Annotated in this window: 13 protein-coding genes; 6 read left to right on the forward strand and 7 right to left on the reverse strand. The window is 47.8% G+C overall.

The window, feature by feature from the left end:
* The 7 genes from gldI to QM717_RS05845 form a co-directional block, all read right to left on the reverse strand.
* Positions 1–576 (reverse strand): gliding motility-associated peptidyl-prolyl isomerase GldI, encoded by a 576-nt coding sequence (gene gldI / locus QM717_RS05815; RefSeq protein WP_415035743.1) that lies wholly within the window; start codon positions 574–576, stop codon positions 1–3.
* A gap of 7 nt (positions 577–583) precedes the next feature.
* Positions 584–1,582 (reverse strand): DHH family phosphoesterase, encoded by a 999-nt coding sequence (locus tag QM717_RS05820; protein ID WP_415035745.1) that lies wholly within the window; start codon positions 1,580–1,582, stop codon positions 584–586.
* A 61-nt stretch (positions 1,583–1,643) separates the two neighbouring features.
* Positions 1,644–2,015, reverse strand: coding sequence for a fluoride efflux transporter CrcB (gene crcB / locus QM717_RS05825; RefSeq protein WP_415035747.1), 372 nt, complete (start codon positions 2,013–2,015; stop codon positions 1,644–1,646).
* A 115-nt stretch (positions 2,016–2,130) separates the two neighbouring features.
* Positions 2,131–2,523, reverse strand: a complete 393-nt coding sequence (locus QM717_RS05830; RefSeq protein ID WP_415035749.1) for an ExbD/TolR family protein — start codon at positions 2,521–2,523, stop codon at positions 2,131–2,133.
* Positions 2,513–3,241, reverse strand: a complete 729-nt coding sequence (locus QM717_RS05835; protein ID WP_415035751.1) for a MotA/TolQ/ExbB proton channel family protein — start codon at positions 3,239–3,241, stop codon at positions 2,513–2,515. Before QM717_RS05835 ends, QM717_RS05830 begins: the two co-directional genes overlap by 11 nt.
* 169 nt (positions 3,242–3,410) lie before the next feature.
* Positions 3,411–5,021, reverse strand: coding sequence for a T9SS type A sorting domain-containing protein (locus QM717_RS05840; protein WP_415035753.1), 1,611 nt, complete (start codon positions 5,019–5,021; stop codon positions 3,411–3,413).
* A 121-nt stretch (positions 5,022–5,142) separates the two neighbouring features.
* A complete protein-coding gene (locus tag QM717_RS05845) occupies positions 5,143–6,807 on the reverse strand; it encodes a tetratricopeptide repeat protein (RefSeq protein ID WP_415035755.1) in 1,665 nt (554 codons plus the stop codon).
* A gap of 222 nt (positions 6,808–7,029) precedes the next feature.
* Here QM717_RS05845 and guaA point away from each other — a divergent pair, with 222 nt between their 5' ends.
* From guaA to QM717_RS05875, 6 genes are all read left to right on the forward strand, one after another.
* A complete protein-coding gene (gene guaA / locus QM717_RS05850) occupies positions 7,030–8,559 on the forward strand; it encodes a glutamine-hydrolyzing GMP synthase (RefSeq protein WP_415035757.1) in 1,530 nt (509 codons plus the stop codon).
* Positions 8,560–8,575: 16 nt separating this feature from the next.
* Positions 8,576–9,397 (forward strand): LysM peptidoglycan-binding domain-containing protein, encoded by an 822-nt coding sequence (locus tag QM717_RS05855; RefSeq protein WP_415035759.1) that lies wholly within the window; start codon positions 8,576–8,578, stop codon positions 9,395–9,397.
* Between the two features lie 31 nt (positions 9,398–9,428).
* Positions 9,429–11,510, forward strand: a complete 2,082-nt coding sequence (locus QM717_RS05860; protein WP_415035761.1) for a LysM peptidoglycan-binding domain-containing protein — start codon at positions 9,429–9,431, stop codon at positions 11,508–11,510.
* On the forward strand, positions 11,510–11,911 hold the full coding sequence (locus QM717_RS05865) for an OsmC family protein (RefSeq protein WP_415035763.1): 402 nt from the start codon (positions 11,510–11,512) through the stop codon (positions 11,909–11,911). The genes QM717_RS05860 and QM717_RS05865 overlap by 1 nt, the downstream gene beginning before the upstream one ends.
* An 88-nt stretch (positions 11,912–11,999) precedes the next feature.
* Positions 12,000–12,233 carry a DUF3820 family protein gene (locus QM717_RS05870; protein WP_415035765.1) on the forward strand — a complete coding sequence of 78 codons (234 nt, stop codon included), beginning with the start codon at positions 12,000–12,002 and terminating at the stop codon, positions 12,231–12,233.
* A 316-nt stretch (positions 12,234–12,549) separates the two neighbouring features.
* Entirely contained in the window at positions 12,550–14,163 is a 1,614-nt protein-coding gene (locus QM717_RS05875) for a CTP synthase (protein ID WP_415035767.1), read from the forward strand.
* Positions 14,164–14,181 lie beyond the last annotated feature (18 nt).

Raw genomic sequence — 14,181 nt, forward strand, 5'->3', positions numbered from 1 at the left:
TTATTCAGCGGTTGTTTTGTTGTCGGGTTTGAAATCGGTCAAGGTCACGGTATAGATCAGCGGTTCATTGTGGCCAATGCGGCGGTCGTCACCGTGGTAGCCGTAAGCCAGATGCGATGGAAACAGGAAAGTCACGGTCTCGTTCTTGCGCATGAGCTTGAGGCCGTGGCGCAGGCCGATGATGATTTTCTGCTCCTTGTCGACATAATAGGTTTGCGGACGCAGCTCGAGTTCGGAGTAGATCACATTGCCGTCGAGGTCTTTGACTTCGTAGTTGAATTGGGCCACATCGCCTTTCTTCGGACGCAAGGTGTCCTGGGTGTTGCGCACATCGTAACGGTACCAATAGCCTTTGTTGGAGGCGTGGTATTTGACATTCGGGTTGCTTTTGATGATCGAGTCGATCTTACCTTCCTCGCCGGCCACCAGTTTCTTGTTGCGTGCAATCGATTCTTTCATGAAGGTTCCCGAAGAATGCGAAATGGGCATGCGCGCCTGCTGCTGGGAACAACCTAAAATCATGGCGGCACACATCAGGATGATCAGGATGATGACGGCTATTTTTTTGAGATTCATAGTGTATTTAAATTTCGCTAATGATTTTTTCGAATTTCTGGACGGTCTGTTCCATCGTCAAGGTCGATTTTCCGCCAGCCGCATTGATGTGTCCGCCACCGTTGAAATGGTCGCGTGCAAATTGATTCACATCGAAATCGCCTTGCGAGCGGAATGAAATCTTGATGATTTTTTCCTCGGCATGCTCGATAAAAATGGCCGTAAAAATAATACCTTTTATAGACAAACCATAATTGACGATGCCTTCGGTATCGCCTTTTACATAGTTGAATTTGTTGAGTTCTTCCTGCGAAAGCGTCGTGTAGGAGGTGTGGTGTTCTGGAAATACCTTCATGTTCTGCAACGCCTGTCCGAGTAGTTTGAGGCTGTCGAACGAACCGTTGTCAAACAACCAGGCCGGAATGTTGGTGTTCTCCACGCCAAGGTCGATCAGGTCGGCCACGATGCGGTGCGTTGTTCCGGTGGTTTTCGGAAATTTGAACGAACCCGAATCGGTCAGGATGCCGGTGTAGATGCAAGTGGCGATCGTCTTGTCAATCAAATCGCGGTGGCCCAGGTCGCAGATGAAATTAAAAATCATCTCGCAGGTCGATCCAAATCCCGTATCCGAAAAAGTAAATGCCGCATAATTGTCGGGGCGCTCGTGGTGGTCGATCATGATGAAGGGCGCCTTGAGTTTGTTCAGTACAAATTCCATTTCGCCGGTGCGGTGCAGCGCATTGAAATCGAGCGTAAAAATGAGTTCCTGTTCGTCCAGAATCCGTGCGACATTTTCCTTGTCTTTCTCGTAAACGAGAACCGTTTCGGAAGCCGGCAGCCATGCCAGGAATTCAGGAAATTCATTGGGTGCGATGACCAGAGGCGAGTGGTTCAATTTGCGCAGGAAATGGTACATCGCGAGTGTCGATCCCATGGCATCACCATCGGGGCTGCGGTGCGGAATGATGGCTATTTTTTTGGGCTGCGAAAGCAAGGCCCCAATGGCCTGAAGGTCTGCATTTGTCATAGAGTGCGAAGTTACATTTTTTTCGCAAACGGGAAACAATTTAACAAGTTCTTGCAACATATTATTTGACCAGAAAAAGTCCGCCCCAAACCGCGAGCAGACCTGCGATAATACTCAAGGCAATATAACCAAAAGCCATGGCCGAATGATGGTTTTGCAGCAGCGAGATGTTCTCAAAGCCAAAAGCCGAAAAAGTCGTGTAGCCACCACAAAAACCGGTCACGAGCAGCCATTTCAAATTAGAATCTTCCATTTGATTTTTGGAAAGCCAGCCCATCAAAAGGCCAATCAGGAAGCAACCGATGATATTGGTAATCAAAGTCGCCCACGGAAATACAGAAGATACATATTTTTGTGTCACCACCGAAGTCAAGTAACGCAACACACTACCGATTGCGCCGCCGATGGCCACTAACGTAATTGTCTTAAGCATATTTTGTAAAAAGATTTAGCCACTAATTGACGAATTTAAAACAAATAATTCGTCAATTAGTGGCTAAATAACTTTATTTCTTTGCGAAAAATTTTGTGCGCTTCGCGGTAAAATTTTATTTCTGTGTCGCGATGACGAAATTAAGTTTGAGTTTAACGCCCATCTGCATCAAATCGACAAGGTCCTGTACTTTGTTGTCGGCCGGAACACGCACCACGACGGTCTTGTCGTTGCGCATCGTAGTTTCGTTGAACACCGCCTGTTCGAGTTGGTCAAACGGAATTTCTTCCTTGTTCAGGAAATAGCGTTTGTCGTCGGTCACCGAGATCGAGATGTGGTCTTTGTTCGTGGTTTCGTTGCTCGAGGCTTTCGGGAGCGTGAGTTTGATCACGTTCGGATTGGCCAAAGTCGAGATAATCAAGAAAAACAGGAACAAAAAGAACATGATGTCGCTCATCGACGAGGTCGGGATCTCGGGATGAAATCTTCTGCTTCTTTTAATTGCCATGGCCTGGATCCTGGATTACGTTGATCAATTCGAGTGTCTGGCGTTGTGCCGTCAAGGTGAAACGGTCGATCATCATGTTGAACAAATGATAGCCGCAATAAGCGATAACCCCCACTACGAGTCCCGCGCCCGAAGAAATCATCTTCTCGTACAAACCGCCTGAAATCGTCTGGATGTTCAAATTACCGGTATTGGCAATGGTGTGGAAAATCTTGATCACCCCCGAAATCGTTCCGATAAATCCAAGGATCGGCGCGACACCCGAAATGAGTCCGAGGTAACCGAGCCCTTTTTCCATCTGACCGATCTCGACGTTGGCCGTCTGTTCCATCACCGATTCGATTTCGCTGATCGGACGTCCGATGATCGAGATGCCACTGCGCAATACATTCGCGGAAGCCGTATTTTCGCGGCTGCACACCATCAAGGCGTTGTCAATCCTGCCGGTCTTGAGCTGCATTTTGACTTCAGAAAGCAAACTCGCGTTCTGTTTGGTCGCTTTCTGGATCGATAGGAAACGTTCAATAATCACATAGATGCAGAAAAACAGCAAGAGGATCAAGGGATAAATCATGATTCCGCCCTTGAGCAGGAAGTCGAGATAGGAAACGTTTTCCGTAACGCTCACCTCAGTTGTTGCGGCAGCGGCCGTGTTGGCGGCGTTGGCGATAGTATCGGTAACTGGTGCGGCTTGTAACAGGAAATTGTAAAATAGCATAGGTTATTTTTTAAAGTATGTTTACAAAAAAAAGGTAAATTTTTATAAGCCCTATCTTCCTTTGCAATTTTTTATGAACAGGATTTTGGACTTACTGTGGATAACGGCATTTTGCCCATTAAATTATACCGATAAAAAAATCCCGGTGGATTTCCGGGATCTTTCAGATTTACTTTTTGATGATTTTTCGCATCAGCGTCCGGTCACCCGAAACGGCTTTGAGCAGGTAAGTTCCCGAAGGCAATGCCGACAGATCTACTTCGGTATCCGTTGCCGATGGAGTTTGCGTCTGCAAGTGTTGCCCAAGTACATTGTAAAGCGATAGGCGATCAATAGTTACCGGCGCATTGATATTGACTTTAGCGTTGGTCGGGTTCGGGTAAATGTTCAAGGTTGCAAATTCAGGCGTGTCGATTCCGAGGGTTTGCGTAAACGTAAACACCACATCCGAATTGCGCTCGCCGTTCATCACCACTGCATAATAAGTCGTGCCGGCGGTAATATCGATGGTGCGTTGATCGACCAAAACATGACAGGTGTTGGTCGGTTGGTTGACCCATTGCAGGTTCGCGATCGCGGCATTTTCGTTCGGGGCAGTGTAAAACGTAATTTGACTGAACATATTCGGGATCGTGGTCGTGAAATGGACTTTCGCTGTTCCGTCGGCTATTGCGGTGAACTTATAGAATACATTGATTTGATCGAGGGTGTTGCAGCCCGTCTGTTCGAAATCGCCTGTTTCGGCTTCCATGGTCGCCTTGGTCAGCGGCACGGCAAAATCGGTATAGGTCAATGGCGTTGGGTCGATGTCGATTGCATTGACAATGTCGTCATTGACAGGAACAACCGGCTGGCAGGCTACGCTTAGCTGAAAATCACCTTCGGTATCGGCTGCACCCGAAACCAAAATGTAATAAGTCGACACCCCGTCGTTGTGGAAAGTCAGGTTGCTGTAACCGTCACAACTGTCATCGTTCGAGGCCACGCATTCCAGATTGAAAGCATCGATGTAGCGGTATACATTCAATCGCGTATCCAATCCGCTTTGCGAATCGCACAAACTCAACGTCACATGGGTCTGGTTCAAGATATCGCTGTATTGGTACCAGACGCCTTTGGTATTGCCGTCCACGCCGTTGCACACCGGAAGCCCGGTTTCGGCCGTAGAAAGCGCGGTGCTTCCCGCTGCAGCATACCCGCAGCTAAGCGTCGTGGCGTTTTCGATGATGTCGTTCGGGGCCGTCGTATAAGTGCCTTCGAGCTTGAAATGCGTGATGCCGGCGCCCATTCCTTGGATGCCACCGTCGTGAAAGGTATAGCGCAGTTGGAACTGTTGATTTTTATACGGCGTCAGGTCGAAAACAGGCGATAACACAGGTTCGACCGTTTGTGAAACCAGCAGGATTTGCTGCCAGGCCGTCCCGTCAAAAACTTCGACGGTCAAGGTGCCGAGGTCGTTGATTTGCTTGAGGCCGTATTCAAACGAAAGCGAAACCGTGTTGTAGCCGTTGGTGTTGAAAACCGGTGACAGCAAACGCGCTTCGTTATAATCCTCGCTTTCGGCGATGTCATCGTTGAAAATAGCCGCCGGGGCGGTAAAAATGGTCGAGCCCGGCAACACGATGTCGCCGAAATACCAGTTGGTTTCCCCGTGCAGGATTTCGGTCGTCCAACCCGCCGGGGCGCCGCCCGAAGGAAATACCGTTTGGTGGATGGTCTGCGCCTGTGCGATGAGCGAAGCCGCGAGCATACATAAAAAGAGTAGTGGTGTTTTTTTCATGCTTTTTGATTTTGTTACAGAACTGGCAAAAGTGCCGGTACAAAGTTTTGAAAAACACCAAAAAGCAACCCGAAAGACCGACGGAAAATTTGTGACAAACCCAAAGAAAATATGTGATTTTTTAAATCCCGGAAAGATAAGCATACAGCGATGTGCTGTCGGAAAGTCCCAATTTCTGGGCCACGCGCTCTTTTCGCTTGCGGCAGGCATCGAGCGAGATGTTGAGCATCGAGGCAATTTCCTTCGAACTCAAATTCATGTACACATAACAGATGAAACGGATGTCGTTGGCCGACAAATCCTTGTGTTTTTCCTTGAGCCGGATCAGGAATCCCTGGTTGACTTCCTCGAAATGCGTCAGGAAGCTTTCCCATTCCTCATCGGAGCGCAGGTTTTTCTTGAGCGAGTTGATGTGGCTGCGGATGGCGGGGATTTTGGTCACCTCGGGCTGCTGGTCGAGCACGGCCAGGAAATCTTCGACCAATCGGTTTTTGCCCGAAAGATACAGTGCCTTGACCGACAGTTTGCGGTTGTTGTGTTCGATTTCGCTTTGCAGTTTTTCCTGTTCGAGCAGCGCATTCGACTGTTCTTCGTGTAATTGTTTTTCGAGCAATTTGGCTTCGGTTTTCTTTTGAGCGAGTTCGAGCGAAACGATGCGGTGGTTGTTCTCGGCAATCATTTTCCGTTGTTTGTGCCGCAGGACCATGATGCGCCATACCGCGATGAGAAGCAGCAATACGACCGTCATGGCAATGATGATCCAATAAAATATTTTTTGCCGGTTGGCGGCTTCGGCCTTGTGCAAGGACAATTGATTTTTGGATTCCTGGATTTCAAACCGCGCCTTGCTGGTTTCGAACAGGCTGCCGTTCTGGATTTCGTTGCGCTTTTCGCGGTAAGCCATCACCGAATCCTTATAACGCAAAGCCTCGGGATAGTTTTTTTGCTGCGTATGGATGTCGGTCAGGATTTCATAAATGGCGGTCTTGACCTCGACATTGTTGTTGGCCTCGAGCGCCTGTTGTGCGTATTGGATGGCAGGGCCGAACTGCTTTTCTTTGAGGTAAGACTTGGCCACGACCAGCAACAGGCTGATCGCGTTGCCGTCCTTGGTCGCCCGGATTTGCGGCAACAGTTGTTCGGCGGCAGCGATGGATTCGCGGGTGTGGCCGCGCAACATATCGTTTTCGGCCATGGCGGTCTGTGCCGTTTGTTTGACCAGCGTATTGTTTGCGGCGTATTCGAGTGCTTTGTTGAAGTACGTACGTGCCTTGTCGTATTGGCCGATTTCATTGAGCAGCAATCCGAGATTGAGCGCGTAACCGCCGGCCTGCGCAAAATCTTTTTCGGCGATCGACAATTGGTAGGCCCTTTCAAAATAATCGCGTGCCTTGTCGTGTTTCTTTTCTTTGGCGTATAAAATCGCGATATTGCTCAGCGCCATCATCTCGAATTTTGAATCATGCGACTTGACCGCAATCGTATAGGCCGCGAGGTAATAATTGAGCGCTTCCCCATAATCGAGCATCATGAAATAATTGCCGCCGAGGTAATTTTTGGCGAGAAATAATTGTTTGTCAAAGTGTTTATTTTCGGCGATTTGATGCGCTTTCGTCAATAATGTAATCGATTGTGCAAATTCATTGTTGCGCATTTTGGCAATCCCAATTTCAATGAGCGAATCGCATTGTTTCTGCGGATTATTGGCATGAGTTGGCGCCGACGAAAAAATCCACAGCAAAAAGAAGAAGATTGAAAACCGCAGGAATTTTGTTTGGTGTTGCATCGAAAAGCGCCGTTTTGGAAAAGCTGTAAAGATACGCATTCAGTTTTTTAGATTATCAGATTGTCGGATTTTCAGATTTTCAGATTTTTCAATCGATGGATTTTCGAATTTGATGTGATTGAATTTACTGGATTTGAACTGCTTATTTTTTTCTGACAATCCGACAATCTGATAATCTGATAATCTTGTTTTAAAATCTAAAAATTAAAACTAATTTTGCGCATGCAACACAACGTACTTATCCTAGACTTCGGATCGCAATACACACAACTCATTGCGAGAAGGGTTCGCGAACTCAACATCTTTTGCGAAATTTTCCCCTACAATCATTTTCCGAGTGATTTATCAAGTTTTAAAGCCGTCATTTTGTCGGGAAGCCCTTTTTCTGTAAGAGGCGAAGATGCACCGCATCCAGATTTGTCGCAGATCCGTGGCAAGATGCCGTTGCTCGCCGTGTGCTACGGGGCGCAATATCTGGCGCATTTTTCAGGAGGCGAGGTCGCACCGTCGAATACGCGCGAATATGGCCGTGCGAATTTGTCCTACATCAAGAATGAGGAAGATTTCTTCTACGGCGTTTCCGAAAATTCGCAGGTGTGGATGTCGCATTCCGATACGATCAAGGCGTTGCCGACCAACGGCATCCGTTTGGCCAGCACACATGACGTAGAAAATGCGGCGTATCGAATTGAAGGCGAACCGACCTTTGCGATCCAATTCCACCCGGAAGTGTACCATTCGACCGACGGCAAGAAAATCCTCGAGAACTTCCTCGTCAAAATCGCCGAAGTGCCGCAGAATTTCACGCCGAATGCTTTCGTCGAGGAACAAGTAGCTGAACTCAAAGAAAAATTACAAAACGATAAAGTCGTCCTCGGGCTCTCGGGCGGCGTCGATTCTACCGTGGCGGCGGTTTTGCTGAACCAGGCCATTGGTAAAAATCTGTATTGCATTTTCGTCAACAACGGACTCTTGCGCAAGAATGAATTCGAAAGCGTACTGAACCAATACCAAGGCATGGGGCTCAACGTCAAAGGCGTCGATGCGACCGACCGTTTCATGGCGGCGCTCGAAGGTTTGACCGATCCCGAAGCCAAACGCAAGGCCATCGGGAAGACTTTTATCGAGGTGTTTGACGACGAGGCGCATTTGCTCACCGATGTCAAATGGCTCGCGCAGGGCACGATTTATCCGGACGTGATCGAATCGGTTTCGGTCAAGGGACCATCGGCCACAATCAAGTCGCACCACAATGTGGGCGGACTTCCCGATTACATGAAACTCCAAATCGTCGAGCCTTTGCGCATGTTGTTCAAGGATGAAGTAAGACGTGTCGGCGCGACTTTGGGTATCGATCCGGAATTGCTCGGACGCCATCCGTTTCCGGGGCCGGGATTGTCAATCCGCATCCTTGGTGATATAACTAAAGAAAAAGTTCGTATATTGCAAGAGGTTGACGCCGTGTTCATTGATGGTTTGAAGTCTTGGGGCTTGTACGACAAGGTTTGGCAGGCGGGCGCTATTTTGCTGCCGGTCAACAGTGTAGGGGTCATGGGCGATGAGCGCACTTATGAGAAAGTGGTTGCTCTGCGTGCCGTCGAATCGACCGACGGGATGACCGCCGACTGGGTACATTTGCCGTACGAATTCCTGATGAAAGTCTCCAACGATATTATCAACAAAGTCAAGGGCGTAAACCGCGTGGTGTATGACATCAGTTCGAAACCACCTGCAACGATTGAATGGGAGTAAATTTAAATCGATGGGTATGAAAAAGATTGTATTGCTTTTTGTGGCGTTGGTTTTGTTCCAGACCACATGGGCCCAGAACAAAAACCAGGAAGTAGACATTGTCAGCCATACCGTGCAGCTCGGGGAAACCGTTCGCATGCTCTCCAAGAAATACCTCGTCGATCCCACCGAAATTTACCGTTTGAACAAGTTTGCCGTCAATGGCATCAGCCAGGGCATGGTGTTGCAGATTCCGGTGCCAAGAAAAGAACCTGTCGTCCAACAGGAAGAAACGGTACAGGAAGAAACGCCGCAGGAAGTGGTGCAAAACGATCCACCACCAGCCGAAGAACCTGTAAAGCAAAAGCCTAAGCCAGCGAAAGCTAAGCCGACACCTGCCAAGGAACAAACGCTTACTGTCGTTAGTCGCGATTCAGAAACCGAGCATACCGTGGAAGCGGGCGAGACGTTATACAGCCTGTCGCGCAAATACGGCATTTCGGTCGATGAAATCAAAATGAGCAATGGCGATGCTTTGAAAAAAGGACTCAAAGTAGGGCAGATTGTCAGAATTCCAACGACCAAAAGCATCGACAGCACCGATTCGTCGATTGGTTCTACGGTGACGCCAACCAAAGAAGTGGTCGAAGAAAAAACGGTACCGACCCAAGTGAATGAAACTGCACCAACCGAAACCGTTTCTGCCGGAACTTTTACGCATAAAGTCGCACCCAAAGAAACACTATACAGCCTTTCCAAACGTTATGGGGTAACGGTCGATGACATCAAGACGCAAAATCCGGATGTCGCCAGACACGGCTTGCAAATTGGCCAGACCTTAACCATTACGAAGAATTAGCATTGCCCGCCATCAACTAAAAAGAGACCAGATGAATCGTATTATCCTTACTTTTTGTATTTTATTTTTTACCGCCAGTTCAGTTGCTTCGGCACAAAATTACACCAAGCATACGGTAACCAAAGGGGAAACCATCACGCAGTTGGCGGCCAAATACAAAGTAACCCCTTACGATATTTATCGGCTCAACCCAGATTCCCAGGGCGGCATCAAAGAGAACGATGTCATCTTGATTCCCGCTTCTTCTACTGGTTCGAAACCCGTGGCCCAAACCGAAAAACCAAAAACGGCTACTACATCTGCTTCGGCCAGGACGCATGTAGCCGAACCCAAAGAAACATTGTACAGCATTTCCAGAAAATACAATGTCAGCGTGGCCGATCTGCAAAGCCTCAACGCCGATGTTTTGAAAGACGGGCTCAAGATCGGGCAGACGATTAAAATTCCGGCGACGGGAAATCCCGGAACAGTTGCAGTCGAATCGAAACCGCAAGTCATTACAACTCCCAAACCAGCAGAAAGCAAACCCAGTACGGCGCGAGAGGTTAACGATTCGAATGGGCTCGGTGTTTACCATGTCGTGCAACCCAAAGAAACCAAATTCGGCATCGCCAAGAAATATGGCATTACCGTAGCCGAACTCGAGCGCAAAAACCCAGATATTGTTGCCAATTTACCGATTGGATATAAACTCACGATTTCTGGAACTCCGGCCAAGCAAGAGCCGAAACAAGAGCCTGTTGTTGAAAAACCAAAGCCAGTCGTAACTGAAGTGGCCCAACCCACAACGACTAAAACCGAAACGACTAAAACGACCCATTTCAGCGGTTTTGCCAATTACGAAGTCAAACCCAAAGAAACGATGTTCAGCCTGTCGCAAATGTTCGACATCACCCAGGAAGAACTGCTTATGCTCAACCCAACACTCAAAGAAGGCGTGAAAGTCGGGATGATCCTCAAAGTGCCGGGCAAGGGATCGATGGTGCGCCAAAATCCGCCTGCGGTTTCCGATGGCAAGTTTGCCGATTTGACCAAGACGATCAAGGTGCAAGGCAAGAAACAACTCGTGTTGCTGTTGCCGTTCAACGCGGCCAAAATCCAGGGCGATACGGTCAAGACGATGGCCACGCGTCTCAAAAAGGATGCATTCCTGAACATGACGCTCGACTTTTATTCGGGTGCGCTGATGGCGATCGATTCGGCCAAGACTTTGGGATTGAACATCGATGTCAAGATTTTCGATTCCGAAGAAAGCAAGGTATCGTCGAATGTGGCAAGCATTGTCGAGAAAAACAATTTGGCCAAAGCCGATGCGATCATCGGGCCATTTTATCAGCAGTATGTAGAAAAAGTGGCTGAAATGCTCGGCAAAAATAACGTCGCCGTGATTTCTCCTTTATCAAAAGAAAATGGCAAAACCTATCCGAATTTGTACCAGGCGATGCCGCCGAGCGAATTTACCAAAGGGGCGATGTTCGATTTCATGAAATCCAAAGGCGGTAACATTTTGGTCGTCAGCGACCCGAAACGCCAATCGAATAAGGAGTTCATCACCAAGAATTATCCCGAAGCCAAATTCGTCACCATCACCGAAACCGGTGCGGTCGACATCGAAAACATGAAGGCACAATTCAGCAAAGACAAGATGAATTATGTCGTGATGGATTCGGAAAAAACGGGGATGATCCTGAGTACGACCAATGCCTTGCTCAACGAAATGGCGAGTTTCCAGATCCAACTCGTGATCATCGAACCAAACGAAACGCTTGATTTCGAGGAAGTGTCGATGAAGCGTTTGACCGTTTTGAAATTGTTGTATCCGTCATTGACACGCGAAAACAACACCTTGGAAGGACAAATGTTTGAGAATGCCTATAAGGCCAAGAACAAGATTTTCCCGAGCCAGTTTGCCGTGCGCGGATTTGACATTACGTTCGATACGATGCTGAGACTTTCACAAGGCAAATCGTTCGAAGAATCGGCCAAGGACGACCGGACGCAGCAAGTCGAAAGCAAATTCGAATACTACAAAAAACCAACCGAAGGTTACATCAACAAAGGCGTGTACATTCTCGAATACCAGGAAGATTTATCCGTAAAACAAGTAAATTAATGACCTCTAAAGTAACTTATCTCGGCGATTTAAGAACATCTTCTGTTCACATCGAATCGGGCACCGAAATTTTGTCCGACGCACCCAAAGACAACCATGGCAAGGGCGAAGCGTTTTCACCCACCGATACCGTCGCCAACGCGCTGGGCAGTTGCATGGTATCGATCATGGCGATCAAGTCGAGGGATTTGAACGTGGACCTGATCGGCTCCACGGTCGAGATCACCAAAATCATGCAGCCCGAACCAAGAAAAATTGCCAAAATCATAGCGGTTTTGAATATGTCGGTCGCCGCCGATGAAAAGACGAGAACGATCCTCGAACGCGCCGCAATGACCTGTCCGGTGTTCTTGAGCCTGCATCCGGACATTGAGAAAGAGGTAACTTTTAATTGGAAATAATTTTAGACCGCTGCGTTGCTAGGGTCAAGACCGCTTCGCTGCAAGATGGGTTTTTGTCTTGATTCTTGGCTCTTGATTCTCAATCAAAATGAACAACCGCGAACTCCTCATCAAACTTGCCCACGCCAAAATGCCATTCGGTAAATACGAAGGCAGGTACCTCATTGATTTGCCCGAACATTATGTCGTTTGGTACCACAACAAAGGGTTTCCGAAAGGGGCTTTGGGCGAGCAACTGCAACTGGTTTACGAACTTAAATTGAATGGATTGGAGGAATTGGTGCGCAACATTAAACGGCAGTTTCCAAAACCGGGCAATTAGAAAATTAGGAAATGTGCCAATTAGAAAATTTTAAAAAATAGAGTACTAATTTTTACCCAAAATTTGCATTTTCTCATTTTTCAATTGTCCAATTTTGGAAAATGTGACAATTATAAAATGGAACGCTAATTTTTACCCAGGATTTATATTTTCTCATTTTCTAATTGTCCAATTTTGGAAAATGTGACAATTATAAAATGGAACGCTAATTTTTACCCAAAATTTACATTTTCTCATTTTCTAATTGTCCAATTATCTAATTAATTTCACTACTTTTGCGACGTTTTTTTACGCAACAACACACAACAACATCACAATGAACCAAACGAAATATATTTTTGTTACCGGCGGCGTGACCTCTTCTCTCGGAAAAGGCATCATCGCGGCTTCGTTGGCAAAATTATTACAGGCCAGGGGCTACCGAACGACCATCCAGAAATTCGATCCGTACATCAATGTCGATCCAGGAACGCTCAACCCGTATGAACACGGCGAGTGTTTCGTGACCGATGACGGTGCCGAAACCGATCTCGATTTGGGCCACTACGAACGTTTCCTCAACGTGCCGACTTCCCAGGCCAACAACGTGACCACCGGCCGCGTGTATCTTTCGGTGATCGAAAAGGAACGCCGCGGTGAATTCCTGGGCAAAACGGTACAGGTCGTACCGCACATCACCAACGAAATCAAGGAGCGCATGCAATTGCTCGGCAACTCGGGCGATTACGACATCGTGATTACCGAAATCGGGGGAACGGTGGGTGACATCGAGTCGTTGCCGTACATCGAATCGGTGCGCCAGTTGTTGTGGGATTTGGGTAAGGAAAATGCGATCGTAGTACACCTGACATTGGTTCCTTATCTGGCCGCTGCGGGTGAACTCAAAACCAAGCCGACACAGCACTCGGTCAAGACGCTCATGGAAAGCGGCATCCAGGCCGATATTCTTGTTTGTAGGACAGAGCACGAACTCTCGGATGAGTTGCGTTCGAAACTCGCACAATTTTGCAACGTCACCCGTGAGTCGGTTGTGCAATCGATCGATGCCTCGACGATATATGAAGTCCCGAACCTGATGCTTGAAGAAGGATTGGATGTCGTGGCTTTGAAAAAACTCAACCTTCCGAAAAAGAATACGCCTGACCTCAAAAACTGGAATGTATTCTTGCAACATTTGAAGAATCCGAAGCACGTCGTCAACATTGGCTTGATCGGAAAATATGTCGAGTTGCAGGATTCTTATAAATCAATCCTCGAAGCATTTATCCATGCCGGTGCGGCCAACGAAACGAAAGTGAATGTGGTTTCGGTGCATTCGGAATACATCGATGCAGGAAACGTAGCCGAAAAAATGGAAGGACTCGACGGCATTCTTGTCGCGCCCGGTTTCGGCGAACGCGGCATTGAGGGCAAGATCGAGACCGTACGCTATGCGCGTGAAAACAACATCCCGTTCTTTGGAATTTGTTTGGGCATGCAGATGGCGGTCATCGAATATTCGAGAAATGTACTCGGGCTCAAGGATGCCAATTCGACCGAAATGAACGAAGGCACCGCGCATCCGGTCATCGATTTAATGGAAGAACAGAAAACCATCACCGACAAAGGCGGTACGATGCGTCTCGGAGCTTGGAAATGCGACATCAAGGACAACACGCTCGCGATGAAAATCTACGGGCAGAAACAAATATTGGAGCGCCACCGCCACCGTTACGAATACAACGGCGATTATTTCGACAAGCTCGAAAAAGGCGGGCTCAAAGCATCGGGCATCAACCCTGAAACCGGTTTGGTGGAAGTCATCGAGATCGAGAAACATCCGTTTTTCATCGGCGTGCAATACCATCCGGAATACAAGAGTACGGTGGCCAATCCGCACCCGTTGTTCGTCCATTTTGTGGCGGCGACGGTTAAGGCAAAAAAGAAGTAATTTAATAACGGCCGCTTG

The sequence above is a fragment of the Flavobacterium sp. genome (assembly GCF_047602195.1).
In the GTDB taxonomy this organism is placed as follows: domain Bacteria; phylum Bacteroidota; class Bacteroidia; order Flavobacteriales; family Flavobacteriaceae; genus Flavobacterium.

Excerpts from the sequence above, each read along its gene's own strand:
- QM717_RS05840 (WP_415035753.1), bottom strand. The coding sequence starts at position 5,021 with ATGAAAAAAACACCACTACTCTTTTTATGTATGCTCGCGGCTTCGCTC.
- QM717_RS05835 (WP_415035751.1), bottom strand. The coding sequence starts at position 3,241 with ATGCTATTTTACAATTTCCTGTTACAAGCCGCACCAGTTACCGATACT.
- QM717_RS05845 (WP_415035755.1), bottom strand. The coding sequence starts at position 6,807 with ATGCAACACCAAACAAAATTCCTGCGGTTTTCAATCTTCTTCTTTTTG.
- guaA (WP_415035757.1), top strand. The coding sequence starts at position 7,030 with ATGCAACACAACGTACTTATCCTAGACTTCGGATCGCAATACACACAA.
- QM717_RS05820 (WP_415035745.1), bottom strand. The coding sequence starts at position 1,582 with ATGACAAATGCAGACCTTCAGGCCATTGGGGCCTTGCTTTCGCAGCCC.
- QM717_RS05870 (WP_415035765.1), top strand. The coding sequence starts at position 12,000 with ATGAACAACCGCGAACTCCTCATCAAACTTGCCCACGCCAAAATGCCA.
- QM717_RS05875 (WP_415035767.1), top strand. The coding sequence starts at position 12,550 with ATGAACCAAACGAAATATATTTTTGTTACCGGCGGCGTGACCTCTTCT.
- QM717_RS05860 (WP_415035761.1), top strand. The coding sequence starts at position 9,429 with ATGAATCGTATTATCCTTACTTTTTGTATTTTATTTTTTACCGCCAGT.
- crcB (WP_415035747.1), bottom strand. The coding sequence starts at position 2,015 with ATGCTTAAGACAATTACGTTAGTGGCCATCGGCGGCGCAATCGGTAGT.
- gldI (WP_415035743.1), bottom strand. The coding sequence starts at position 576 with ATGAATCTCAAAAAAATAGCCGTCATCATCCTGATCATCCTGATGTGT.
- QM717_RS05830 (WP_415035749.1), bottom strand. The coding sequence starts at position 2,523 with ATGGCAATTAAAAGAAGCAGAAGATTTCATCCCGAGATCCCGACCTCG.
- QM717_RS05865 (WP_415035763.1), top strand. The coding sequence starts at position 11,510 with ATGACCTCTAAAGTAACTTATCTCGGCGATTTAAGAACATCTTCTGTT.
- QM717_RS05855 (WP_415035759.1), top strand. The coding sequence starts at position 8,576 with ATGAAAAAGATTGTATTGCTTTTTGTGGCGTTGGTTTTGTTCCAGACC.